General features: G+C 59.7%; 23 protein-coding genes and 1 pseudogene. 18 read left to right on the top strand and 6 right to left on the bottom strand.

Translation table 11 applies throughout. The features are described from left to right. Positions 1 to 315: 315 nt before the first annotated feature. Positions 316 to 492: a hypothetical protein gene (locus IB279_RS17635; protein ID WP_192339436.1), complete on the bottom strand. Its 177-nt coding sequence runs from the start codon at positions 490 to 492 to the stop codon at positions 316 to 318. A gap of 26 nt (positions 493 to 518) precedes the next feature. Between IB279_RS17635 and IB279_RS17640 the strand changes: the two genes are divergently transcribed. The 4 genes and pseudogenes from IB279_RS17640 to IB279_RS37185 form a co-directional block, all read left to right on the top strand. After that, positions 519 to 1,037 carry a hypothetical protein gene (locus tag IB279_RS17640; RefSeq protein WP_192339437.1) on the top strand — a complete coding sequence of 173 codons (519 nt, stop codon included), beginning with the start codon at positions 519 to 521 and terminating at the stop codon, positions 1,035 to 1,037. Beyond that, positions 1,037 to 1,573 carry a hypothetical protein gene (locus IB279_RS17645; protein WP_192339438.1) on the top strand — a complete coding sequence of 179 codons (537 nt, stop codon included), beginning with the start codon at positions 1,037 to 1,039 and terminating at the stop codon, positions 1,571 to 1,573. The genes IB279_RS17640 and IB279_RS17645 overlap by 1 nt, the downstream gene beginning before the upstream one ends. A 266-nt stretch (positions 1,574 to 1,839) precedes the next feature. Continuing rightward, on the top strand, positions 1,840 to 2,019 hold the full coding sequence (locus tag IB279_RS17650; protein WP_192339439.1) for a hypothetical protein: 180 nt from the start codon (positions 1,840 to 1,842) through the stop codon (positions 2,017 to 2,019). Beyond that, positions 2,009 to 2,197, top strand: a pseudogene (locus tag IB279_RS37185) (CHAD domain-containing protein); the annotation flags it as partial. The gene IB279_RS17650 and the pseudogene IB279_RS37185, both read left to right, overlap by 11 nt. A 54-nt stretch (positions 2,198 to 2,251) precedes the next feature. Here IB279_RS37185 and IB279_RS37190 read toward each other — a convergent pair. The 4 genes from IB279_RS37190 to IB279_RS17670 all read right to left on the bottom strand — a co-directional run bounded on the left by IB279_RS37190 (position 2,252) and on the right by IB279_RS17670 (position 8,117). Beyond that, positions 2,252 to 2,749, bottom strand: coding sequence for a hypothetical protein (locus tag IB279_RS37190; protein WP_246802041.1), 498 nt, complete (start codon positions 2,747 to 2,749; stop codon positions 2,252 to 2,254). A 583-nt stretch (positions 2,750 to 3,332) separates the two neighbouring features. Continuing rightward, positions 3,333 to 5,492 carry a M4 family metallopeptidase gene (locus tag IB279_RS17660; RefSeq protein WP_192339441.1) on the bottom strand — a complete coding sequence of 720 codons (2,160 nt, stop codon included), beginning with the start codon at positions 5,490 to 5,492 and terminating at the stop codon, positions 3,333 to 3,335. Positions 5,493 to 5,502: 10 nt separating this feature from the next. After that, positions 5,503 to 6,810 carry a hypothetical protein gene (locus IB279_RS17665; protein ID WP_192339442.1) on the bottom strand — a complete coding sequence of 436 codons (1,308 nt, stop codon included), beginning with the start codon at positions 6,808 to 6,810 and terminating at the stop codon, positions 5,503 to 5,505. A gap of 50 nt (positions 6,811 to 6,860) precedes the next feature. Beyond that, positions 6,861 to 8,117 carry a tyrosinase family protein gene (locus tag IB279_RS17670; RefSeq protein ID WP_192339443.1) on the bottom strand — a complete coding sequence of 419 codons (1,257 nt, stop codon included), beginning with the start codon at positions 8,115 to 8,117 and terminating at the stop codon, positions 6,861 to 6,863. Between the two features lie 1,252 nt (positions 8,118 to 9,369). Here IB279_RS17670 and IB279_RS17675 point away from each other — a divergent pair. From IB279_RS17675 to nuoG, 14 genes are all read left to right on the top strand, one after another. After that, the gene (locus tag IB279_RS17675; protein WP_192339444.1) at positions 9,370 to 9,870 is read left to right on the top strand and encodes an NADH-quinone oxidoreductase subunit J; all 501 of its coding nucleotides are present in this window, start codon (positions 9,370 to 9,372) and stop codon (positions 9,868 to 9,870) included. Further along, the gene (nuoK, locus tag IB279_RS17680) at positions 9,870 to 10,172 is read left to right on the top strand and encodes an NADH-quinone oxidoreductase subunit NuoK (protein WP_060517314.1); all 303 of its coding nucleotides are present in this window, start codon (positions 9,870 to 9,872) and stop codon (positions 10,170 to 10,172) included. Before IB279_RS17675 ends, nuoK begins: the two co-directional genes overlap by 1 nt. 4 nt (positions 10,173 to 10,176) lie before the next feature. Continuing rightward, positions 10,177 to 11,640 (top strand): monovalent cation/H+ antiporter subunit D family protein, encoded by a 1,464-nt coding sequence (locus IB279_RS17685; protein WP_192339445.1) that lies wholly within the window; start codon positions 10,177 to 10,179, stop codon positions 11,638 to 11,640. After that, the gene (locus IB279_RS17690) at positions 11,637 to 11,891 is read left to right on the top strand and encodes a hypothetical protein (protein WP_192339446.1); all 255 of its coding nucleotides are present in this window, start codon (positions 11,637 to 11,639) and stop codon (positions 11,889 to 11,891) included. The genes IB279_RS17685 and IB279_RS17690 overlap by 4 nt, the downstream gene beginning before the upstream one ends. Beyond that, positions 11,884 to 13,659, top strand: coding sequence for a Na(+)/H(+) antiporter subunit D (locus tag IB279_RS17695; RefSeq protein WP_192339447.1), 1,776 nt, complete (start codon positions 11,884 to 11,886; stop codon positions 13,657 to 13,659). The genes IB279_RS17690 and IB279_RS17695 overlap by 8 nt, the downstream gene beginning before the upstream one ends. A gap of 8 nt (positions 13,660 to 13,667) precedes the next feature. After that, the gene (locus tag IB279_RS17700; protein ID WP_192339448.1) at positions 13,668 to 15,143 is read left to right on the top strand and encodes an NADH-quinone oxidoreductase subunit M; all 1,476 of its coding nucleotides are present in this window, start codon (positions 13,668 to 13,670) and stop codon (positions 15,141 to 15,143) included. After that, entirely contained in the window at positions 15,140 to 16,579 is a 1,440-nt protein-coding gene (locus IB279_RS17705; protein ID WP_192339449.1) for an NADH-quinone oxidoreductase subunit N, read from the top strand. Before IB279_RS17700 ends, IB279_RS17705 begins: the two co-directional genes overlap by 4 nt. Before the next feature lie 154 nt (positions 16,580 to 16,733). After that, entirely contained in the window at positions 16,734 to 17,099 is a 366-nt protein-coding gene (locus IB279_RS17710) for an NADH-quinone oxidoreductase subunit A (protein WP_029742550.1), read from the top strand. Then, complete coding sequence (locus tag IB279_RS17715; RefSeq protein WP_192339450.1) at positions 17,087 to 17,590, top strand: NADH-quinone oxidoreductase subunit B family protein; 504 nt, start codon at positions 17,087 to 17,089, stop codon at positions 17,588 to 17,590. Before IB279_RS17710 ends, IB279_RS17715 begins: the two co-directional genes overlap by 13 nt. Then, the gene (locus tag IB279_RS17720; protein WP_029742552.1) at positions 17,587 to 18,123 is read left to right on the top strand and encodes an NADH-quinone oxidoreductase subunit C; all 537 of its coding nucleotides are present in this window, start codon (positions 17,587 to 17,589) and stop codon (positions 18,121 to 18,123) included. Before IB279_RS17715 ends, IB279_RS17720 begins: the two co-directional genes overlap by 4 nt. Positions 18,124 to 18,205: 82 nt before the next feature. Continuing rightward, the gene (gene nuoD / locus IB279_RS17725) at positions 18,206 to 19,420 is read left to right on the top strand and encodes an NADH dehydrogenase (quinone) subunit D (RefSeq protein ID WP_113135617.1); all 1,215 of its coding nucleotides are present in this window, start codon (positions 18,206 to 18,208) and stop codon (positions 19,418 to 19,420) included. 16 nt (positions 19,421 to 19,436) lie between these two features. Next, entirely contained in the window at positions 19,437 to 19,949 is a 513-nt protein-coding gene (gene nuoE, locus IB279_RS17730; RefSeq protein ID WP_060517296.1) for an NADH-quinone oxidoreductase subunit NuoE, read from the top strand. Positions 19,950 to 19,951: 2 nt separating this feature from the next. Then, the gene (nuoF, locus tag IB279_RS17735) at positions 19,952 to 21,217 is read left to right on the top strand and encodes an NADH-quinone oxidoreductase subunit NuoF (protein WP_113189415.1); all 1,266 of its coding nucleotides are present in this window, start codon (positions 19,952 to 19,954) and stop codon (positions 21,215 to 21,217) included. Between the two features lie 28 nt (positions 21,218 to 21,245). Next, on the top strand, positions 21,246 to 23,822 hold the full coding sequence (gene nuoG / locus IB279_RS17740; protein ID WP_192339451.1) for an NADH-quinone oxidoreductase subunit NuoG: 2,577 nt from the start codon (positions 21,246 to 21,248) through the stop codon (positions 23,820 to 23,822). Between the two features lie 60 nt (positions 23,823 to 23,882). Here the strand turns inward: nuoG and IB279_RS17745 are convergent, their stop codons facing one another. Continuing rightward, positions 23,883 to 24,323: a CBS domain-containing protein gene (locus IB279_RS17745; protein WP_029742557.1), complete on the bottom strand. Its 441-nt coding sequence runs from the start codon at positions 24,321 to 24,323 to the stop codon at positions 23,883 to 23,885. Positions 24,324 to 24,355 lie beyond the last annotated feature (32 nt).

Raw genomic sequence — 24,355 nt, forward strand, 5'->3', positions numbered from 1 at the left:
ACCTCGGAAGTCTATTCGCCATTATCGGGATTTCTTGGTCGCGGCGATATCGGCATCGACTAGAAACGTTGGCGTGAACCTATTCGACGCCGCGCTGTTAAATCGAAAACTTTCGTTCGGGAGCATGTTCGCGTCGATGGCGAAGCCGTCCGGCGCGAGCGGATGCCATGGGTTACAGTAGGTTGAATTCGGCGGAGATGCGGAAATCCGGTTCGTGCGATACCAATGGCTGCGCTTCTCGCATATGGGGCCCGGGCGGAGCTGGCGAAAATGGAAGAGGTCGGCCAAAAGACGCAGGGATAGGCACACGTCTCCTCACAGCGGGCCGCCAACGACGCCAGGAACGGCTGGTGTGTAGCGGGCGACCACGTTGCCTGCTTGTGAATCTGTCAAACCAATACCCAGATTGAGTATGTTCACAACTTCATGGCGAAATGTGACAATGTAAGGCAGGCCGATGAAGGCTTGCGCGATCAAGTTTTGTGCGGTCATTCGATGACAAATTACGGGAGGCGGTCATGGCGGCAAAGGTTTATGAAGTGGCGAAGCTCGAGCTTCGTTTCGCAACTACTACTGAGCAGACTCCACTCTTGAGCGTGTCGGCAGAAGGGCGCGCGATCACTAACGGCTGGACCGACCCGGAACTGGCTGTTTGGTCCTATGCCGAAGCGCCAGCCGACGGCATCCTGGATCTCGACTTCATCGCCAACCCTCCGGCAGATGATCTAGGAGGCAATGCCGCCACAGAAGGTACCCGCGCGTCGCTGATCTTGCCCGTGCCCGGATGGGTGAAAGGGGTGCGTGTACACTGCTCGCGGAACCACGAAGAGGCCATGCTCACTGAAGACGCAAAAGGTGAGGCGGTTTCGGATGCAATGCCACTGCCTTGGCCATTTCCTTGGTATCGTCCGCCCGAAGCCATTCTCCGGATGGAGGAGCCTCCGGGTGGCCCTGTTGACACGGGTGGACGATCTGACATCACGACCGAGCCCAGCGAAACTTCGGATCCATCGAACTCCGGTGAGCGTAGCAACTAATGGCCGCTGTCCTGGCCGCACTTGAGCTTTGGCTAGAGGACCATGACAAGTTGGTTTCTCTCGTTGGTGGAGTTGTCGGTTTTCTCGGATTTCTTCTGGCGATAGGTAGCCTAATCTATAATATTCGAAACAACACCAGAACTCGCGACTTCACATCCGTGATTGCGCTGCAGAAGCTGATTAACGAGGAAAAGCTGCGGTTTCAGGAAGTCGCGAGGGTGAAACCTCGAAATCAAGAGCACTACAAATGGGCTGCCGCGGATTATTTCAACACGTTGGAGCTTGTGGCGTTCACGCTGAACAAAAGCCTCATAGGCAGCAGAACTGGAGATTACCTTGTCGATTGGATGAAGGCAGAGCTGGACTGGATTTATCAATCCAAAACTCAGGGTTCTGTGATGCGCGAACTTATGGCTGGCTCCGCGATCAACCCGTTCAAAGAGATTTTTGAGTTTCATCCGCCTCGCCGCCCACTTCCCGAATCTGAACTTCGGATCCCGATAAAATATCCCAACTCGGACAACTCTCCGAAGTGACAGGTATAGTTCTGATCGCGGTTGCCGCGCCGAAATTATAGTTGCGCTACACCGCAACGGCGATGGGTATCGTCGGAAAATCGCCCGCAACGCCAATGCCGTTTCGATGATGCTGGTGTAGCCAAGCTTGCGGCGCGAAGGGGCACGATTTCGACTATTGGCTGGGTTCTGTCAGTGCCGCTCGAATTCTCTGGTCGTGCACCCGCACCGATCTCGACGATGCCGAACGTCGGGCGCTCCTGAAGAAGTATCTCAAAGGCTGGGCGATGGGCAGCGAATTTGCCGACCGCAATCCCCGCGCCGCCACCGATCCGCTTCGGTGCGACATCGAAAGCCGAGCGCGCATCCGCCTGATCGATGCTGAAGCGATCGTATTGAAATCGGAGCCGGTCGGGCTCGATCGCGAGATGCGGGTGATGCAGAGCTTCCCGCACCATGGCGCTTGACGCGCCGGCGGAGCTGCGTGATCGATCAGTCAATTTCGCCGAAGCGGTACTCGACCACGAGCGCCGCAAGATGAAGAATCACGGTCGCGCGCTCACCAAGGTCAGAGACGAGGAGCGGCACGAGGCGCGCAAGGATGCCAAGAAGCTGCGCTACGCCGCTGAATTCTCCGCCGTTCTGTTTGGCAACAAGCGCTTCACTGCACGCTCGCCGACACCCGCTGGCCCGCCAGTGTCAGACCACCGGCTTCGTTTGATTCAAAACCGCATCCCATTCTTCGATTTCCGTGTCGAAGCCTTGATTGGGCTCCAGATTGTTCTTGAAAATACTGTCATCGGGAACCGGGCGGAGATCGCCCTTTGCCGCCTTGATCAGCGCGGCGACCTCCTCATGTGCCTCCCGGACGTACTGGCGTTTGCCACCAATGTCGAAGGCGGAAAGTATGCCGTCCTTGCGCTTTGACGGACCAACGGGCATCGGCCCGCTGGCTGCTTGGGCATTGAACCAAAATCGCTCGCCGACGGGTTGAGTCAAGCTGGAAAGAGTTGACAACTCAGCCTGTACCGCCTTTACGGCCTCGGGCGTAAGCTCTTGCACGTATTCAGATCTATTCACATCGAGAAGCGTGTTACCCAGGTCTTCATCGAAGCCCTTTATAGTTTTGCGAATCCGTAGCACCTTCGTGCCATCAAGCTCGAATTTCTGACCATTTGCCCAAGTGAATGTGATCATTTTGCCCTCCACCCTCCTGGCATTCTCCCGGCCGCCACGTTTGCAAGTGCAACTTGTATTAGAGAAGCATAAAACTGCATGTCGGGCAAGTGGGACACTGTAACGGGGGTTCGCGTGCCGGTACTTTCGAGGCTTGGCGCACTCCCTGTTAGTCGATCATGGTTGGCGGCCAGTTTTGACCACGGCCCACCGATTCGCGGCCGTCCCACAGTCGATCCAGTCGTAGTCGCGGCGAGGCGTAACAAAGCAAAGACGCGGTTCGAGCGCACGAGCTTGTACGGCTCCTTGAAATCCTTCCGCCGCGGTCAGTCCCGTCAATAGAACAGAAGTGATTCGCGGCCTGGGAGGCACTAAGGCTATTTAGCGTTATCCCGCTCGGTGAAGCGGCATCGGGGCTGTCAACTTGACGCTCTTTCACGCATTTTGGCCGAAGTGCTTTCCTCTCTGAGTTTGCCGGGGGCGACGGCTCGATTGTAGAGGAGGCAGCCTCCGGCCGTTGCCGGGCAGCTGTATGGACATTCACCACATCGTCAGTGATCTCGTCAATTGTTTTTGGCTCTTGCCATGGTCAGCGTTCGACGCATTACTTGGCCTGGGTCGTCTGCTCGGTGTCGGTCGCTGGCTGTTTAAAGCCCATTTCGGTCAGCGCCTGAATATTCTCTGGCATAGATTCAGTCCCCGGCGTCGCGCCGTTCACTTTGACGATGAGAGCGACGAGGTGGAGATACTCCGTCGGCGTGAGACTCCCAGGGCTCACCTTCGGCATCCGAGTCTTGACAAAATCGTAGAGCGCACCAACCGAACCCTCGTACCATTTGTTTCGGAACAGAGGGCCCGCGAGCGGCGGGCCAAGGCCACCCAACAACGTCGCCCCATGACACCCCCTGCAGCGGCCGCTATACACGATGCCGCCGGTCGTCGATTGTTCAGCGGTGAATTGAAGAGGTCCCAACGCCGTGGGTGTGGCCTGCGGGCCAGCGGCGATCTCCTCAGTCGTGTGAAGGCCCACGGCCGCAAAGGCCAATCTGACTTGTTCGCAGTCGGGAGTGGTCGCCACCTGCGCGAAAACGAGTTCGTTGCACGCATCGTAGCTCGCCTTTGCGGCATCTAAGAACGTCGAGGTCGGGATGAGTTTAGTCGTAAGCGCTCGATATACGATGCGGCCAACCTTACCCGTTCCGATGCCCGCAACGGTGACACCCGACTGGCTACCCCCTTGCGAGGCAAGGAAGAGGGCTCGGTTGACGATTCCACTATTGATATGAACGCACCCGTTGAAGAAATCCGTCGTACTACTGCAGATGCGGTCAAAGGTCGTGACACGATCGCTGTAGTGGTCTGGCTGGCCCTTGTTGGCAGCGGAAAAGTTTGCAGACTTTAGAAAGCCCCCTGTGGTTGGCTGCTCCAGGCTACGGACGGGGTTCGAAGCTGAGTGACCCGGCAGATCTTCGCCTATCAACCAGTCGTCGTCACCACCGGATCTAGAAGCAAGAGTTCCGAAAAAATCGGCAAAGGATTCGTTGAGGGCGCCTGACTCGTTCACGTAAATAAGGTCGGCCTCGGAAGCGATTACGCCATGCATAACTTCATGGGCGGCAATGTCGAGCGAGCGTGTATAGCCTGTGCCGTATACCATTACATTTGGAGCAGGACAGGTGTTTCCGGGGCGAGGGCACCATTGCGCGTTCGCAAATCCTCCGTAGCGAACGTGGGAAACAAGGGGGCCGCCCAGAGCATCGAAACTGAGTCGGCCAAACTCGGATTCCAGGTACCTGTAGACGATTTCGGAATTTGCGTACGCCGCCTGCGCTTCGGCGTCAGGAGCCGCAGCGCCTTGTTGGTTGGTGACTTCGTCGTAGCTCAAGGAGCCCGGGAAGACCTGCCCGTCGGCCAGATCAAATACCTGCCTTCTAAGCGCTGACCTGTGGTCTCGGAAGAAGTAGACTACCTCTGAGGTTGCCGCGTCGACGAAAAACGAAAAGTTGCCGATGTCGACCTTCCACGTGAGCTTAGCCTTTCCTGGCGCGAGATGCAGGACCGCAGGATCGAAGATCGCCAGATCGGCCTTCACTGCCGGCGCTTCTCCTTCTTCGGCAGCCAACTGAGATTTGAGCTGCTCGGCGGCGTTGGTGAGGATGCGCTTATGTTCCGTCTCGGCCGTCGTTATGGCCACTTCGCGCGATATGCTCGGCTGCATTTGGGTCGGAGGAGTGATACTGGCGAAGTTGCCTGTGATCGACGTCACATCCGCCGTCGGCGTCACCAGGACTCTGCTTTTCGCTCCGAATACCGGGATGCCTTCGACCGCTTGCTGAACGTTAACAACGGAACTGGCTGGGAAGTCGGGATCGGGCGCTACCCCTTCGACGACGAACTGTTCGCCGGTGATCGCGGTTGGAAACAGTTGACTGCCGGCTCCGGTGGAGCCGAAAAAGTCGACAACAGCTCGGCGGGCGTTGTCTCTCATCGCATCGAGCGCAGACTGGGACAACGATCCCGTCGGAACGACGGTCGGCTGGTCCGAAAGAGCTTTAGGTGACAAGCCTTGCACGCTGTTCGGTAAACCGGTCACGTCGTCCAACTGGATCGTCAAACCGGGCAGCTTCGTACGAAGCGACTCCGCGTTCTTGAGAACCTGTTCCTTGAGGTCTTGGGCCGCGCTCGGCGTAACGATGCCGATCGCAAGTAGCGATGCGAAACAGGTGACGAGGGAACGAACGGATGGATATCTGGAGAGTGCCATGGACGTATCCTCAGTTTCCGGTTTCGCTGTAGGCGCGGAACGGAATCGACCAAAGGAAATCGATCTGACGGTACCGTTGGCCGCCTGACTCAAAAACCGGTTCGGGAGTGCCGACATCGATGAAGCTGGCCCCTGGGCTTATCGAGCCCACCTTTCCAAGAAATAGTGGGATTGAGGGGCCCGGTGGTAGATTGCTGGCTTGTGGCGCGACGGCCGCCCTAGCGTGACACGTGATGCATGACGAGTTTTGGTTTTGTCTCTCGATGACGGGATTGGAGAGGATCGTGTCCTTGCCGAGAGCATCGGTGAATGCCACCTGTGTGCCGTGCATCACATAGTTTTCCCACTTAGTGCCGCGTGCTTCGTTTCTGACACCATTCGCTCCCGCTGTGGCATTGGGCCCCCGGGTAGTCGTGTCTACAGGAGCTACGGCATCGCCGGAATCGGGCGGCACATCCACACAATCAACATGCCCGAAATCGACCCAGAACCAGTTCGGCAGATCCTTCGTGATGATATGCAGGGATACCAGACCCCAGGTTTGCACCTCGGGCTGTCCTGCTGCATCCGCGCCGGTCAGTGTCCGCCAGTGATATCGCTGCTTGGCAGTGTCGAGATCCGCCCCGTCTGGATTGCATTCGTTCTTTTGATCAATTCTCACCCACCGGGCTTTGACTTCCTTGGCAGATTGCTCGAAGTCAACGATCATAGGGTTACCTGTGGCCTCTGCTGCGGCATATGCGCGGTCGAGTCCTTCCAAGCTGTACAAGTCTTTGTCGCGTATGGTGTCGTAAGTTATCCGGTTCATACGCGTCTCATCGAAACCGGCAATGTTTGCATGGGGAGCGAGTTCAGCCTGCAAAGTTCCGGCGGCCAAGTTGCGAAGTGCGCCCGGTTGCAGCGTGATCAACGGCGAACTTTTCAGCGACGGCGCAAGAATTTTTTGTCGCTCCGGGCGCACCAACTCTTCCCAAGCTACTGGCTTGGTCGCCGGCGACTTGAAGACTTCGCTTACGTTTTCAGCGCCCGCGAGTTCGCCGCCTGTCGCTAGCGCCCACGTTTCCCAGACCACTGGCTTGTCTGAGTCGTACTGCGCGAAGCTCGTTTTGCTATCGTCCGGTACACCGGCCTTGTCTGCACGTGCTTGCTGATTGACGTAGAAGAAGAGTTGCCATCCAAATTCATCTTTGGCGAAGGTGGCTTGATGTGTCGCCGCCGCTGTCCCACCAGGCTCGACGAGATCCGCGGAAAATGACACCCCCGTCAATCCGGCAGCAACTGCGAATGCGGAAATACTTAGTGACCTCGAGGTGTGCATAATGCCCTCCGAACTTCAGAGTGAGACATTTCCAAAGCTGCTGAAGATCGTCATCCACCGGATGGCGCAGTTTCGCGCACAAGCTCGACTCTCTGGATCACAGGGTCTGAACCCGCGGCTACCGGATCAACCGGGACGAAGTAGTAGGTAAACACATCGATCTGGGTCAGTTGGACGTTTGCCTGTCCAAGGGCGTCGGTAACGTCGAACACCAGCCGTTTGGGTTTCGCGGCCTGCTGACCCAGAGGTACCGCGTCGAAAAAGTTTACCGATCCCAGATACACGCCTTTGTCGGGCGAACGGCTGCCGACTTTTCCATACACGTCGAACACTGTCCCTGGTTGCGCGGAGGCAGTGACGCCATCCATAATCAACAACAAGCGTGCGTCTCCCAAGGCTCCCAGGGTGGCAGTCGCTGCTGGCGACAACGGCGCCAGTGACGCTGTGGTGACGTCTTGTCCCAATTTGACTGTCTCGGCGTTTCGGGCAAGCGGTTGAACGGCCTGAGCGATGACGGTCAATTCCGCCGCTTGGGCAGATGGGACAGGAGGGAGAGTGTCATACGAATAGCCGACGTCAGTTAGGTTGCTCACTTTCCCGTTCGTTGCTTCCACACGGTTACCGTCTTTGTCGGCAAAAACATGTTTGACGTCCGTCCAACCAGCGTCCGTGGGGTTTGCCCTCCCAGCCTGGTTCCAAGCGGCCCATAAACGATCGATGTTGCAGTGATGGAGCCAGAAGATCGGGTCGCGGCCCGCAAAGTCGACGGATCCCATGTTCTGGGTGGTGCCGACGTTGACGTGAACGGCTCCGTGAATGCCGCCATCTATTTCATTGTTGAACCCTAGCCGCGTCGCACTCTCGTAGTAACCGGGATTGCGCAATGCATTGAGATTTACGGAGGCGGTGGTGATGGAAGCCCCGGTATTGACCGACGCCCGACGTTCATCAACGTAGAGAACACCCCAGAGGGGATCTCCGGGTCGCCGGAACTCTTCCGGAAGAACGCCGTCAACCGTGTAGTCCCAGTAAGGAAGATTGAATTCTTTCACTCCACTCACGTGGCGAACAATCTCCTCAAAATAATGCAAGCAGGCCCGATGCCATGGAAGGAAGTTGTAGGGGCTCATACCTGAGCCGTGGGGCTGGCATGAGCTCCACATCAGATTTGCTAGGTCCTTTGCAGGGTTGTCCGCGTCACCGAAGAAGTTGGTGAGTTCGATCAGCTTGTCGCTGTCACCGCGAACCCAATGCGTGTACCACTGAAACACCCAGGATTTTGGGTCTGCCCCTGAGAGAGCTTTCATACCCGCGACACCCTTAGCGTACGCCTCTAGCATTCTCTTGCCATTAGGTGTGGTAGCGCCATAGCGAACTCGCTGCACAGCTGTGCGTGCAGCCGCAGGCAAAAGCGAGATTGCTGCGACAGCGCCCACTCCGTTTGCTAAGAGTTCTCTGCGAGACAACTGCATGGCGACCCCCGAAATTTGGACGCAGCAGACTTCCTCCGCATGACGATGCGGCAGTTGTTTCTAGGCTTTATGTAACTTAGGGTATGCTAAAACAGAAGGTGCGAAGTGTAAATAGCGCAACTGTTAATTCGTGCTGACTACAACCGCCTTTCAGGGGTGACTGGTATGGATAATTTACCCCTGGCTTCGCGTGAAAGCGTCACCTGGGCGGATGGAAAGGTTGGAATGGGCTTGTCCTTGCAGAACCTACTAGCATCGGCGGACGGATCGAGATCAGCGCCAATAAGAACAATTGCTGCAGTGTGAGATTACGGATCTGAACGTCTGACCGAGGCAGCGTTTGGCTACTAGATATCGTCGCACAATGCCTCTGGGGCTACATCGTATTTGGCCCTAGAGGAAATGCGCCTTCGTCGCGGAGCCTCATCTCGGAAGTGATGCGCGCCTGTCCGGGACGTCGACAGCGTAGAACTTGAGGCGATGGCGAGTTCGCCAACGTACCCGCGACGTGGCGCGTCTGTCGGTCAGACGGTTCCTTCAAGTTAGAGGTGCGCGATTGCTCGCCTTCGCGCGACCTACTTTCGTGATCTGTTCCCGTTTGGCGCCGAACGCACGCGCGTCGCGAGAAGCGTTTGGAAGCGAACCGGCGGCTTCGTATGTCGAGTTTCCAATGACGAGCGCCAGGCGTCGACCGCTTTCGGCTGCAAACGCATCAGTGGACGCGATCAGAGTCAGTGCGAGCAAGGATAACCATGGAAACCGCCTCTCCCTAAGGCCGTCACAGAATCGAACGTTTGATATCGCTTGAATATTCCCCGCAACCGGCGGACTGGCGTATTCGCTTCAATTGGCTGCCACCCGATATTGCATATTAGCAATTGATGTTGTTTGGGCAAGCACCCGCATGCCGCTCGCCAAGAGGATCGCATTGACGACCTATCAAGCCTCATTCAACTAAGTTGCAGACAATATTCTTGTGAAAAACCGTTCCTTGGGGCACAATTTATAAACGCAACTGAAACTGCGGCGCTCTCTGAATTCCGGCCATCAAGCGCCGCGAAATAGTTCGCGCGGGAGAGGCTGCGTCATGGGCCAGGGGTTCTTCCTTCTGTTTGCTGCGGGGGCCGTCGTTACCGCCCTTACACTCGTCCTGGCACGGAACCCTGTTCACAGCGCATTGGCGCTGATGGCGTGTTTCCTGCAAATCTCGGCAATCTTTGTCCTGCTTGAAGCGCCGCTCCTCGCAGTCGTGCAGATCTTCGTCTATGTCGGCGCCATCATGGTCCTCTTCCTGTTCGTGATCATGATGATCGACGTGCGCGAAGCGGTGTTGCAACGTTTTGTGCCCGGACGAAATCTACCCGCACTGACCCTCCTCGTCCTGCTTGGGGTCGAGATGCTTGCGCTTGTGCTCTGGAGTGGCCGCTTTTCGGCGGTTGAGCCCGTCGCGTCGGGCGGCGGTGACCAGGTGAGGCAGCTGAGCACGGTCCTTTTCGCTGATTATCTCCTGCCGTTCGAAGTCGCTTCGATCATCCTTCTGGCGGCACTTGTTGGTGCCATTGTGCTCGCCCGGAAGGAGACCGGGTGATGGTTCCGCTCTGGTGGTACATTTGCCTCGCCGTGATCCTCTTCGTGATCGGAGCCGCGGGTGTGCTGCTAAGGCGCAACATCCTGGTCGTGCTGATGTCGCTGGAGTTGATGCTCAACTCGGTCAACATCAATTTCATCGCCTTTGGACGGTACTACGGTGACTTTCGCGGGCAGATCTTCGCGATCTTCGTCATCGCCATCACCGCGGCGGAAGTTGCCGTCGCACTCGGCATTCTGGTCGCCCTCGTGAGGAACAAGCCCACCCTCAAGATCGACGACGTGACGACGATGAAAGGATAGCGGCTTGGATCCGGTGCTTTCAATCCGGCCGCTACTTGCCGTCGCCGTCGCAGGACTGGCGGCACTGGCAGTTCTCCTCTTGAACAAGCACGACAAAATCCGGGACGCCGTCTCGCCGCTTGCCGCGGTCGTCATGTTCGCGATCGTCATCTCGATGGCACCCACGGTGCTTTCGGGTGGTACGCTCGATCTCCGCCTGTTCGAGATCCTGCCGGGCATCGCCTTCGCTTTCCGTGTCGATGCGCTCGGCATGGTGTTCTCAACCGTATCGTCGCTCCTTTGGATCGTCGCAGCGGTCTATTCCATCGGCTACATGCGGCACCTGAACGAGCACGCGCAGACCCGCTTCTTCGCCTGCTTCGCCGCCAGTCTCGCCGCCGCCGTCGGGGGTGCCTTCGCAGCCAATCTGTTCACACTGGTGATCTTCTACGAGGCGCTGAGCCTCGTGACCTATCCGCTCGTCTACCATCACGAGGACGAAGAAGCCTGGGCAGGCAGCCGAAAGTATCTTGTCTACCTGATGGGCGCATCGAAAAGCGTGCTCCTTGCCGCGCTGGCGCTGACCTACCAGATTGCCGGATCGCTCGACTTTGTGCCCGGGGGCCTGTTGGCGAAAGTGGACGCCTCGGCGCCGCTGCTGACGGTTGTCTATTTCTGCTACCTTTTCGGCTTCGCCAAGGCCGCCGTGATGCCGATGCACGCCTGGCTGCCCGCCGCAATGGTTGCACCGACGCCGGTGAGCGCGCTCTTGCATGCAGTGGCCGTGGTCAAGATGGGCGTGTTTTGCCTGCTGCGCTTGGTGTTCGATGTCTTCGGCGTGGATCTGGTCGCAAGGCTGGGGCTCGGCATCGCAACGGCCTATCTCGTCTCCTTCACCATCCTTATGGCGTCGATCTATGCTCTGACCCGCGACGACCTGAAGGCTCGGCTTGCCTATTCGACGGTGAGCCAGCTCTCCTACGTGGTGCTGGGTGCTGTGCTTTTGTCTCCGGTCGCGATGATCGGCGGCATCATTCATATCGCCGTGCACGCCTTCTCCAAGATCACGCTCTTCTTCTGCGCCGGATCGATCTACTGTGCCTCGGGAAAACGAAACATCAGCGACATGGCCGGCATCGGCCGCCGGCTGCCCTGGACAATGGGAGCCTTTTTCGTCGCGTCGCTGAGCATGATCGGCGTGCCGCCAACTGCGGGCTTCGTCAGCAAGTGGTATCTGGCGCTCGGTTCGGTCGAAGCAGGCGAGATGGCTTTCCTCGTCGTCCTCCTGGCAAGCTCGGTCCTCAACGCCGCCTACTTCCTGCCGGTGAGCTATATCGCCTTTTTCGGAAGAGAGGCGCCGCAAGGGGCAGAGCCTGTCCGTGAAATTCCGCTGGTAACGATCCCGCTCGTGGCGACCGCTGCCCTGTCGGTGCTGATGGGCATCTTCCCCGGCTATTTCATCGCCTTGGCGGAAGGAGTGGTCAGATGATCAGGCACATCGTCGATTTCTTTGGCGACGAGCGCTATGCGCGGCCTCGCCGCCGGTTGTTTTATCTCGTGCTCGTTCTGATCGTCGTCGCCGATTTCCTGGTTCCGCGCGAGCACGCCGAATATCTGTGGGACCGCTTGCCCGGCTGGTCGGCGGCTTATGGTTTCGGCTCCTGCGTGCTCATCATTTTCGTTTCCAAGTTCCTCGGCCACCAAGTCGGCCTCATGCGGCGCGAGGACGACTATGATTGACTTCGTCCATCCCGGCATCCTGCTCATTCTCGGCGCCGTGCCGATCCCGTTCCTGAAGGGATCGGTCCGCAAGGTCTTTCTGGTGCTCGTTCCTGCTCTTGCCATCGTTGCGGTGCTGACGATGGAGCCAGGCAGTTATGGCGCGGCGCGCGTCTTCGGGCAGGAAATCCTGTTTGCAAAGGTCGACAAGCTCAGCATCGTCTTTGCCACCGTCTTCACCATCATGGCGCTGATCGGCATGGTTTACGCACTGCATCTGCCGCGGGCAGGTCAGCATGTGGCGGCCTTCGTCTATGTCGGCAGTGCGCTGGGCGTGGTGTTTGCCGGTGACTATCTGACCCTTTACCTCTTCTGGGAGGGCATGGCGTTCGCCTCGGCCTATCTGGTCTTCGCGCAAGGGGGCGAACGCGCGATCCGTGCGGCCTTCCGCTATCTGATGGTGCACGTCACGGGCGGCGTCGCTCTGCTTGGTGGCATCGTTCTCCACGGGTTCGCCGCCGGTTCGTTGCTCTTCGGCCCGATCGCCGGAGGCGGTGCCGCGGGAGCAATGGATATTGGCGGCTATCTGATCCTCGCGGGCTTTTTGCTGAATGCTGCGGTGCCGCCGCTGAACGCCTGGCTGACGGACGCCTATCCCGAAGCGACCGTCACAGGGGCGGTGTTCATGAGCGCCTTCACCACCAAGACGGCCGTCTACGTGCTGGCGCGCGCATTCCCGGGGACCGAGCTTCTCGTCTGGCTCGGTGCTGTGATGGCACTCTATGGCGTCATCTATGCGGTGTTGGAAAACGACTGTCGGCGGCTGCTTGCCTATCACATCGTCAGCCAGGTGGGTTACATGGTGGCGGGCATCGGGATCGGCACTGAAATGGCGGTAAACGGAGCCACCAGCCACGCCTTCGCACACATCCTTTACAAGGCGCTTCTCTTCATGGGGGCAGGGGCGGTGGTTGAGGTCACCGGACGGCGGAAACTGACCGAGCTCGGCGGGCTCTACAAAGCCATGCCGCTGACGGTCGCGCTCTATATGGTTGGCGCCTTCGCGATCTCAGCCTTTCCGTTCTTCTCGGGTTTCGTCACCAAGTCGATGGTGATCGCCGCCGCCGGTCAGGATCACAGGGCACTCGTGGTTCTGGTACTCACGATGGCATCGGCAGGCACGTTCCTGCACACGGGCCTCAAGCTGCCCTACTACATGTTTTTCGGGCCTGATCGAAAGCTGGAGGCGCGGGAGCCGCCCAGTAACATGCTGGTTGCCATGGGTATGGCGGCACTGCTTTGCATCGCGATTGGCGTGTTCCCGGGACCGCTCTATGCGCTCCTTCCCTATCCGGTCGCCTTCGAGCCCTATACGGGCGCGCATGTCACCGAGAGCCTCAGCGTGCTGATGTTTACCGCTCTGGGCTTCGTGCTCTTCCTGAAAGCGCTCGATCCGGAAAATACCATCAGCGTCGATACGGACTGGTTCTACCGCAAGGGCGCGCGAGCCTTCCTGTGGCTCGCCGAGAAACCGCTGGCGCGATACGAAAAGGCAGTGAGCAATGTGTCCGAGGCTCTGGTCCTGCCGCTCCTGCACGGGACGGCGCGCGCCGGACTGCGGGTGGATCTAAATGGCGTCGATGCGGCGGTGAATGGGCTTGCCCGCGCCATCCTTGCTGGCGGCGGCGCGTTGCGGCGGTTGCAGACCGGCATGGTCACCCACTACGCGCTGGCGATGATCGCCGGCGTGATCGCGGCGATCACTGTTTTTGCCGTCGTGTGGCAGTAGGGGGTGTGATGGCGTTCCCGCTGCTCAGCCTGATCGTCTTCGTACCGGTCGCCGGGGCGGCGGTCGTGATGCTCCTGCGCAGCGACGAGACGGTTCGGTGGGCAGCGCTCGGCTTCACCTTGCTCGACGTGGCGCTCGCCATTGCGATGCTGTCCGGTTTTAATACCGGGAGCTCAGAGATGCAGTTCGTCGAGAAGCACCCGTGGGTGCCGGCGCTCGGCATAACCTTTGCGCTCGGCGTCGACGGGATCAGCGCGCTCTTCGTGTTCCTGACCGCGCTTTTGGGCTCTGTCTCGGTGCTCGCCTCATGGGTCGCCATCGACCGCAAAGTGAAGCAGTTCATGGTCTGCCTGCTCGCCATGCAGACCCTGATGTTGGGTGTATTCACGGCGCTCGATCTGTTTCTGTTCTATGTCTGCTGGGAGGCGATGCTGATCCCGATGTATCTGATCATCGGGGTCTGGGGCGGCGACGGCCGGGTCTACGCGGCGTTCAAGTTCTTCCTCTACACTCTGGCGGGCAGCCTCCTGTTCCTGATCGGCGTCATCGTTCTTTACTTCGAGGGGGGCAGGACGTTCGACATCCTCGACTTGATGGCACTCGACCTGCCGTTCGACGTTCAATCCTGGCTGTTTTTTGCCTTCCTCGTCGCATTCGCGGTCAAGGTGCCGATGGTCCCGCTCCATACCTGGCTGCCGGACGCCCATGTGCAGGCTCCAACGGCCGGCAGCGTCATCCTCGCCGGTGTACTCCTGAAGATGGGGGCCTATGGATTTCTGAGGTTCTCGCTGCCGATGTTGCCGGAGGCTTCAGTCTATTATTCGACCTTGATGATGGCTCTCTCGGCACTCGCGATCGTTTATGGCGGGCTGCTTGCCCTGGCGCAGGACGACTTGAAGAAGCTCGTGGCCTATTCCAGCATCAGCCATATGGGCTTCGTGACGCTTGGGATTTTCGCCCTCAACCCGCTCGGGCTTCAAGGCAGCATCCTGCAGATGTTCAATCACGGCGTGACGACCGGCGCGCTCTTTCTGTTCGTCGGCCTGATCTACGAGCGGACCCACACCCGCAGCATCGCCGACTATGGCGGTTTGATGAAGGTGGCTCCCGTTTACACCGGATTTCTGGCGCTGTTCGTGCTGTCGTCGATGGCGTTGCCGGGAACGAACGCGTTCGTGGGCGAGTTGCTGGTGCTATCGGGCGGGTTTGCGGCCAACCTCACCCTTGGCGCAGTCGCAGTATCGGGCGCATTGCTGAGCGCGGCCTATCTGCTTGGCATGTACCGGAAAGTGGCGCTCGGTCCGCCGACCGTCGGCGCGCGGTTCAAGGTTCGTGACGTCAACGGCCGCGAACTGGTGGCGATCCTGCCGCTCGCCGTCTTCGTGCTTTGGGTCGGGTTCTACCCCAAGCCCTTTCTCGCCATCATCGACAGCTCGGTCACGCATCTTTTGCAGCAGGTCCACGACAGGGGGAACGGCCCATGACCGCCGCAGCGCTCCTTGCGTCGATCCTTGTAAGCCTGCCCGAAATCATCGTGATTATCGGGTCCTCAATCCTGTTGATTGGCGGACAACTCTTGCCGAAGGGAAAGGACGCTCTTCTTGTGTGGGCGTCGGTCGCGGTCGTGCTGCTTGCCGCCCTGGCGACATTCACGCTGTCAGGAGGGGCAGAGCCGGCTTATGCGGGCATGTTCGTCGCCGACCCCTTCTCCATCTTCTTCAAATCACTGTTCTACCTGTCGATCCTGCTCACGTTCCTGCTCTCGCGAAACTATGCCGATATCGAAGGGATCGGCGGCAGCGAATACTATGTGCTGCTGCTGCTTGCGCTTGCCGGCATGATGATCATGGCGTCTGCGACCGATCTCCTGTCGATCTATGTCGGCCTCGAACTGATGGTGCTCTGCACCTACGTGCTGACCGGCTTCCTTCGGCGTCAACAACGCTCAAACGAGGCGGCGCTCAAATACGTCATCCTCGGCGCCGTCTCGACCGGGATTTTCCTTTATGGTGTTTCGCTGGTCTATGGCCTTACCGGCACGACGCAGCTGGATCGGATGGCGGCGGCAGTCAGCAATGATCCGCTCGATCCGGGTTTGCTTTTGGCGGTCGTGTTCATCGTCGCGGGGCTGGTCTTCAAGATTGGCGCGGTGCCGTTCCACATGTGGGTGCCGGATGTCTACGAGGGTGCCCCGACGACGATTACCGCCTTCATGTCCGTCGGGCCCAAGGCGGCAGGCTTCGCGGTGATCCTCAGGGTGTTCCTCAACCCGTTGGTCGCAAGCTCCAACGTCTGGATCATACTGGCCGTTATCGCGGTGGTGACGATGGCGCTCGGAAGTTTCGTGGCGCTGGTGCAGGATAACTTCAAGCGCCTGCTCGCCTATTCCAGCATCGCCCATGCCGGCTTTGCCATTTTGGGCATCGTGGCCGGCGGTGCGGACGGGATCGCCAGCGTAATGCTCTACCTTCTGATTTACACTTTCATGAACCTCGGCATCTTCGGCGCCGTCATCATGATGCGCAACGGCAATTTCTCGGGCGAAGTCATTGAGGACTATTCCGGCTTCGCCAAGCTGCATCCGGGGCTGGCGCTGTTGATGTTGCTCTATCTGTTTTCGCTGGCGGGCATTCCACCGACGGCAGGCTTCTTTGCAAAGTTCTACGTGCTGGTCGCGCTCGTCGAGCGTGGTTTCGTCCTTTTGGCCGTGATCGCGGTGCTCCTGAGCGCCGTCGCCGCCTACTTTTACATTCGCATCGTCATGGTGATGTTCATGCGCGAACCGGAACGGGCGTTCGAGCCGGCGCTGACGCCTCTCGTTGGCATTACTCTCGCCGTCACCGCGGCCGGCACGATTGGCATCGGACTGTTTCCGGCGTGGTTTCTGAAGCTCGCCCAGCAGTCGGCCTTCGGCGGCTGAGCGATCGCATTTGCATTGGCCTATCCGACAGAATAAACTAGCAGTTTAGGAAAGGAATGCCCAAAGTCGCTTCTACTGGGCGACCGCGTTACCGGCCCGAAAGAGCCGATCGCGGCTTGAGCAACGTCCCCGATGGGTGACCGGGCTGCGCGATATGTCTGCAGCGGATTTCCTGCCGGTTCTTTTCATGATCGCCGGAATTGTTCTGGTGGTGGGGGCGACGCTTTTTGTTTCCTCGCTGTTGCGGCCGTCCAATCCTTATCCCGAAAAGAACATGCCCTATGAATGCGGAATGGACCCGGCAGGCGAGGCAGCCGGGGGACGCTTCAGGGTGCAGTTCTTCATCCTTGCGATCCTCCTGGTCGTCTTTGATGTCGAGGCGATGTTTCTCTTCCCCTGGGCAGTCGTTCTCAAAGAGATTGGTCTCGTCGCTTATCTCGAAATGTTCGTCTTCATCGTGCTGCTTCTCGTGGGTTTTGCCTACGCCTGGCTGAAGGGAGCGCTGGAATGGGAGGAGTAGGAAACACCATCCAGGACAGCGTGCTGTTCACCACGGCCGAGAGCGTCATCAATTGGAGCCGAAGGTCGGCCTTGTGGCCCGAGACCTTCGGCATCGCCTGCTGTGCCATCGAAATGATCTCGGCGGGCTGCGCGCGCTACGACCTCGACCGGTTCGGCGTGGTGTTTCGCCCTTCGCCGCGGCAGTCTGACGTGATGATCATCGCCGGCACGGTGACCCGCAAGTTCGCGCCCGTTGTGCGCCGGCTTTACGACCAGATGCCAGAGCCGCGCTGGGTGATCGCCATGGGGACCTGCGCCATTTCAGGCGGCGTCTATAACACCTATGCGGTGGTGCAAGGGTCAGAAACCTTTGTGCCGGTCGATGTGCACGTGCCCGGCTGTCCGCCACGGCCCGAGGCGCTGATGCATGGCTTCCTGCTATTGCAAGAAAAGATCAAGAAGTCCCGCGCGCTTGCCGGAACGCCTCTCGACCGGGTGGTGGCGTCATGAGTGTCGAACCGTCTCTCAATCGCGCCTTGATCCTGGAGCGCTTCGGGGAAGCGATCGAGGATCTCGGAACTGCGCATGGCATTGATGTCTTCGTGGTTCCGCCCGAAAAGATCGTCGAGTTCTGCCGGTTCCTGAAGGACCAACCCGAGTTCAGGTTCAACTTCCTTTCCGACATCTGCGGGGTCGACCATTATCCCGAAACGCCGCGCTTTGAGGCGGTGTACCATCTCTATTCGCTGCCCAATCGGTGGCGTGTCCGCATCAAGTGTCGGCTTGGCGATCCGCCCGAGGTTCCCTCGGTCACCGGGGTCTGGCGCACGGCCAACTGGCATGAGCGCGAGGCCTGGGACATGTATGGCATCCGGTTCACGGGGCATCCTGACTTGCGCCGGATCTATATGTGGGAGGGCTTCGAGGGCTTTCCCCAGCGCAAGGACTTCCCGCTTAAGGGATACAAGGACAAGCTGAACCCCTTTGGGGCCGAAGGTCCGCCGCCGACCCAGCCCGACCTCGCCACCCGGAACATTCCATAGGAGGAAAGGTGCGGGCGGTTTCCTTTTGGACCGATCCGAAATCACATGAACCGGGGAGACCGATCGATACCGGAAAGTTGAGATGACCGAAGTCACCGAGCTCACGAGGCCGGAAGGAGAAGCACTCAACAGCAAGGAAGTGCTTCTCAATCTCGGACCCCAACACCCCAGCACCCATGGGGTCCTCCGGCTCGTGCTCGAACTGGACGGCGAGTATGTCAAGCGGGTGGACCCCCATATCGGCTACCTGCATCGCGGCACGGAAAAACTGGCAGAAAGCTTTACCTATACGCAGATCTTCCCTCTGACCGACAGGCTCGACTATCTCTGCCCGCCCTCGAACAACCTGGCCTTCGCGCTCGCGGTGGAGAAGCTGCTCGGCATCGAGGCCCCGATCCGGGCGCAATATATCCGCGTGATGATGGCGGAACTCGCGCGCATCTCCGGTCATCTTTTGATCACCGGCGCGCTGCCGATGGACCTCGGTGCCATGACCGCGCTGCTTTACGTCATGCGCGAGCGCGAAATGATCATGGATCTCCTCGAAATGGTCACCGGTGCGCGCATGCACACCTCCTTCTGCCGGGTCGGTGGCGTTCGCGAGGATCTGCCTGACGGGTTCTTCGCAAAGATCAGGGAGTTCTGCGACATCTTCCCAAACCGGATCCGCGACTATGAGCGGCTGCTCGAAGACAACCGGGTGTTCCTCAAACGCACCCAAGGGATCGGCGTCATCACCGCCGAAGACGCCATCGATCTCGGCCTGAGCGGTCCGAACCTGCGTGCTTCCGGCGTCGACTGGGACATCCGTCGTGACGAGCCCTACGAGATCTACGACCGGCTCGATTTCAATGTCATCACGCGCGACGAAGGCGATTGTTATGCGCGTTGGCGCTGCCGGGTCGATGAGATGCGTGAAAGCATGCGGATCATCGAACAATGCATCGAGCAGATGCCCGAGGGGCCGTTCCAGGTCGACATGCCGACGATTGCCTTCCCCGTCGACAAGGAGCGCGTGCATTGCTCGATGGAGGCCCTGATCCAGCATTTCGACCTGTCGGCCTATGGCTTCAGCGTGCCGAAGGGCGAGGTCTATTCGGCAATCGAAGCGCCCAAGGGGGAGCTTGGGTTCTACATCATCAGCGACGGGTCGCCGAAACCGTTCCGCATGAAGGTTAGGGCACCCTCGTTCGTCAACCTTCAAGGCGTTTTCGGCGTCACGAACGCCCGCTATCTGGCGGACATGATCGCCGTGCTCGGCAGCCTCGATCCTGTGATGGCGGAGGTCGACAAGTAGCGGAGATTTGGACGTGATGGCGATGCGCGAGAAGATCGAACAGGCGGCGGCGCGGTATCCCGACCAGCGCTCGGCGATCATGCCGGCACTTTTGATCGCGCAGCGCGAACATGGCCATCTGCCCGGCCCGGTGCTGGAAGAGGTCGCCGAAATCCTCGGCGTCGAGCGGATCTGGGTCTACGAGCTCGCAACCTTCTACACGCTCTTCCATACTGAGCCGGTGGGCAAGTTCCATCTGCAACTCTGCGACAATGTCTCCTGCATGCTGCGGCGATCCGAGGATCTGCTGACGCATCTGGAGAACGTGCTCGGGATCAAGAAGGGAGGCACGACCGGGGATGGGCTGTTCACGCTCTCGACGGTCGAATGCCTAGGCGCCTGTGAAATGGCTCCGGTCATGCAGGTCGGCGACGACTATCACGGCAATCTCGACATCGAGCGGATCGACACACTCCTTGCCCGGCTGCGCGCCATGGTTCCGCACGCGGCCGGCGCCGATCTCGCGGCCGTCGAACCGCCGGGGGAATAACCATGTACGAACCGGTTCTTCTGAAGAATGTGAACGTGCAGGATGGACATCTTCTTTCGACCTATGAGGCCGGCGGCGGCTACCGAGGGCTTCACAAAGCCCTCAAGGAACATACGCCCGACGAGATCATCGATCTCATCAAGCGGTCGAACCTGCGTGGCCGCGGCGGAGCCGGGTTTCCGACCGGTATGAAGTGGAGTTTCGTCCCCAAGCGCGCCGACAAGCCGAAGTATCTCTGCTGTAACGCCGACGAAGGGGAGCCTGGCACCTTCAAGGACCGGATCGTCATGGAGCGCGACCCGCACCAGTTGGTCGAGGGCATGGCGATCAGTGCCTATGCGATCGGAGCCGAGGTCGCCTATGTCTATGTTCGCGGAGAGTATGTGCTGGCGATCAGGCGGCTGGAACAGGCGATCGCCGAGGCCAAAGCCAAAGGCTATCTTGGAACGCGGATACTCGGCTCGGACTTCAATTTCGTCGTCCACGTCCATTGCGGTGCTGGTGCCTATATCTGTGGCGAAGAGACCGCAATGCTCGACTCCCTCGAGGGGAAGAGGGCGCAGCCGCGCCTGAAACCGCCATTTCCGGCGGTTGCGGGGCTCTATGCGAGCCCAACTGTCATCAACAATGTCGAGACGCTGGTCTGCGTACCGCATATCGTGGCGCGCGGCCCTGACTGGTTCCGCGGTATTGGACCCGAAAAGAGCCCCGGCCCGAAGCTCTACTGCGTCAGCGGGCAGGTGCGCATGCCCGGGCTTTACGAACTGCCGATGGGGATCCCGCTTCGAGAACTGGTCGAGGACCATGCCGGCGGGCCGCCGGCCGGTCGCAAGATCAAGGCGGTAATACCAGGTGGTGTTTCCGCACCGGTGATCCCGGAGAAGGGGCTAGACGTCGGAATGGACTTTGACTCGCTTGCTGCTGCCGGCACGATGCTGGGTTCGGCAGGCGTGATCGTCGTCGACGACACGACCTGCATGGTCAAGGTCGCCACCCGCATCATCGAGTTCTTTCACCACGAGTCCTGCGGCAAGTGCACACCCTGCCGCGAGGGGTTGAACTGGGTTGTGAAAGTGCTGCGCCGGATCGAGGCGGGCGAGGGAGCCCCCGGCGACATGGAGCAGCTGGACATGCTCTGCAAGGGCATTTTCGGCAATACGTTTTGTGCTTTGGGTGACGGTGCTGCGATGGGGTTGCGGGCCTCGCTTGCGCATTTCCGCGAGGAGTTCGTCGCCCATATCGAGGAGCGGAAGTGTCCGTTCCACTGAGGAGCGCTCTAGCGCGGGCGAGTAAGTCATGGTGAGCGTTACGATCAACGGGCAAACACTGGAAGTTGCGGCCGGCTCGACTGTGTTGCAGGCCGCTCAGCGCTTGGGCATCGAAATTCCGACCTTCTGCTACCTGAAGCGCCTGCCGCCGCTTGCCTCCTGCCGCATGTGTCTCATCGAGATCGAGGGACTGCGGCGGCTACAGCCGTCCTGCGCCACAGCCGTCACTGAAGGCATGGTCGTGCGAACGGATACGCCACTGATTGATGAAACACGTTCGTCCATGCTGGACATGCTGCTTGCCAACCACCCGCTCGACTGTCCGATCTGCGACAAGGGTGGCGAATGCGAGCTTCAGGACATGGTGATGGCCTATGGCCCGGGGAGAAGCCGCTTTCACGATCCCAAGCGCGTCTTCCATTCTCGCGACATTCGCCTGAGCCCGGTCGTCATCATGAACGTCAACCGCTGTATCCAGTGCCAGCGCTGCGTGCGCATGTGCGAGGAGGTCGTCGGCGCGGTCGCCCTTGGGACCGTCGAGAAAGGCATGGATACGGCCGTCACCGGGTTTGAGGGCAGTCTTGCCAGTTGCGACCAGTGTGGCAACTGCATCGAAGTCTGTCCGGTCGGCGCGCTGATGAGCTTTCCCTATCGCTATAAGGCTCGGCCCTGGGATCTCGCCGAGGTCGACACGATCTGCCCGCATTGCGGCACGGGATGTCAGCTGACCGTCGGCGCGCGCAAGGGCGAATTCATGCGTGTCCGGTCCAAGGAGGAACACGGCGTCAACCGCGAAACGCTCTGCGCACGCGGCCGTTTCGGCCTTGACTTCATCGAAGGGCATGATCGGATCAAACGACCGATGATCCGCCGCGACGGCACTCTTGTGCCGGTCTCCTGGGACGAAGCAGGAGACTATCTGCGCCGGCGGCTAGCAGCGGTCGAAAGCAAGGCTTCCGGCGGACTTGTCTCGCCGCGCCTGCCCAATGAAGTTCTCTATCAGTTCCAGAAGCTCATGCGCACGGTCTTTGCGACCAACAACATCGACTGCTCGTCGCGCTGGTCCACACCCTTCGACGCGCTCGCCCCGCTGATGGCAGGCTACAGTCGTGCACCTTTGACGGAGGTGATCGGCGTCGATCGCGTGCTTGTCATCGGCGGCAACGTGACCGAGGAAAACCCGGTTACCGAATATCTTCTAAGGGATGCCGCCAGGCGGCGCGGGACTGGATTACTGATGCTCTCGACGCGACCGTCCCGCCTCGACGCCGATGCTAAGGCTCTGGTTCGTGTGCCGCCCGGCGGAGAGGCCGCGAGCCTTGCAGCCGTGGTTGCCGGACTTGCTGCGGCCGCCGGCGAGAAACTGTCAGGTGACGCTCTTGCAGAGATCAAAGTGGCACTCGGCGGCCCGGTGGCTGGCAATGGCGGCGATGGACCGGATCGTCTGGCCGCAGCACTTAACGAAGGCGGCACTGTCACCGTGCTTGTCGGTGTCGACCTCCTGAGATTGTCAGACGCGCGGGGAGCGTTGCAGCAGCTCACCAATCTCTTGCAACTGCTTCGCCTCCTCGGCAAGACCCCAGCATTGCAGTTCCTCTTCGACCGCGCCAACCAGCTGGGCGCCTTTGATATGGGGGCTCTGGCGAGCGGTTTGCCGGGGCTGCAGCCGGTTGTCGACGAGACGGCGCGCGCCGCTCTTGCCCGGAACTGGGCCGCCGAAATCCCCCATGGGCCGGGTGCTGATCTCGACGCGATCCTGGATCTCTGCGCCGCTGGGCAGATGGGCGCGCTCTACCTTGTCGGAACCGACCCCCTGATCGCCTATCCGGACAGGGAGTTCATGGCGCGGGCCCTTGGTGCTGCTGGTCTCTTGATCGTCCAGGACAGTTTCCTTACGGAGACGGCCGCACTGGCCGAGGTCGTCTTGCCAGCGGCGGGCTACGGTGAAGAGGCCGGCAGCTTTACCAACAACGAAGGTCGCATCCAAAAGGTCGCCAAGTTCCGGGAACCAGTCTTTGAGGCGCGGGGCAATCTCGCTATCTTCGATTTTGTCGCAGCTGAGCGCGGCCAAATATTGCAGCCTTCGACGCATGTCGCGCTTTTCGATGAGATCGCCCGGCTGATACCGGCCTATCAGGCGCTCACCTGGACCGGACTTGGTGCCGACGGTGCCTTCACGAAAGAAGGCCCGACGCCACCGGCGGGCGCCTTCCATGCACCGCCGACCGTTTCGCAGACGCACGACGGGCTCCTGCTCGTCACCGGCAACTGTCTGTTCCACAATGGCTATCTGACCGAGCGTTCGGAGATCCTGAACACGGTCGCCAACGATCCCTATGTGGCGATGAGCGCTGAGAATGCGGCCGAGCTTCGCCTTTCGGACGGCGATCAGGTGGTCGTTCGTTCAACCCGCGGTGAACTGGTAGCGCAGCTCAAGGTCGAAAGGCCGTTTCCCAAGGGGCTCGTCTTTGTTCCCGAAAACTATCGGTCTCTTCGCCTCAACAGCTTGATGAGGCGAGGTGAATACCCGTGTCCGGTTAAGGTTCACAAGGCAGAAACAGCGCACGCAATCGAGGGCACGAACCGGGTCTGGCGAGGAGCATGAGGATGTGCGCGCGAGGCCCCTGCAAGGCCCGCGTCCCGACCTGTGGGCGCAAAGCCACTCTCAGTGGTAGCCGGCCCCGGCAATGTATTCGTGCAGGTGCCGCTCCGTGCGCTGCGCCTCGTCGAGCCGGTGCTTGACCACGTCGCCGATGCTGACGACGCCGACAATGGCCTCCTCCTCAATGACCAGCACATGACGTGTCCGTCTCTGGGTCATGATCGACATCACCAGGGGCAGCCCATCGACAGCCGAACAGATCGCCACGTTGCGGTTCATGATCTCGGCGACCGGCATCAGCGCTGCCTCAGGCCCATATTCCGCAAGCGCATTGCAGCAATCCCGTTCCGAGACCGTGCCCATGTACCTTCCGGGCGCGTGGCTGACGACCACGAAGCCGATATTGTTGTCACGAAAGAGCCGCAGGATCTCCACCATCGCCTGGTCGGGAGCGACTGCGATCACTCCAGCACCCTTATCCTTCACGATTTCACCGACAAGCATCTGAGCCTCCTATCTGCGCGCCCCGGTTTGCT

Source organism: Ensifer sp. ENS06 (assembly GCF_014852205.1).
Classification (GTDB): domain Bacteria; phylum Pseudomonadota; class Alphaproteobacteria; order Rhizobiales; family Rhizobiaceae; genus Ensifer; species Ensifer adhaerens.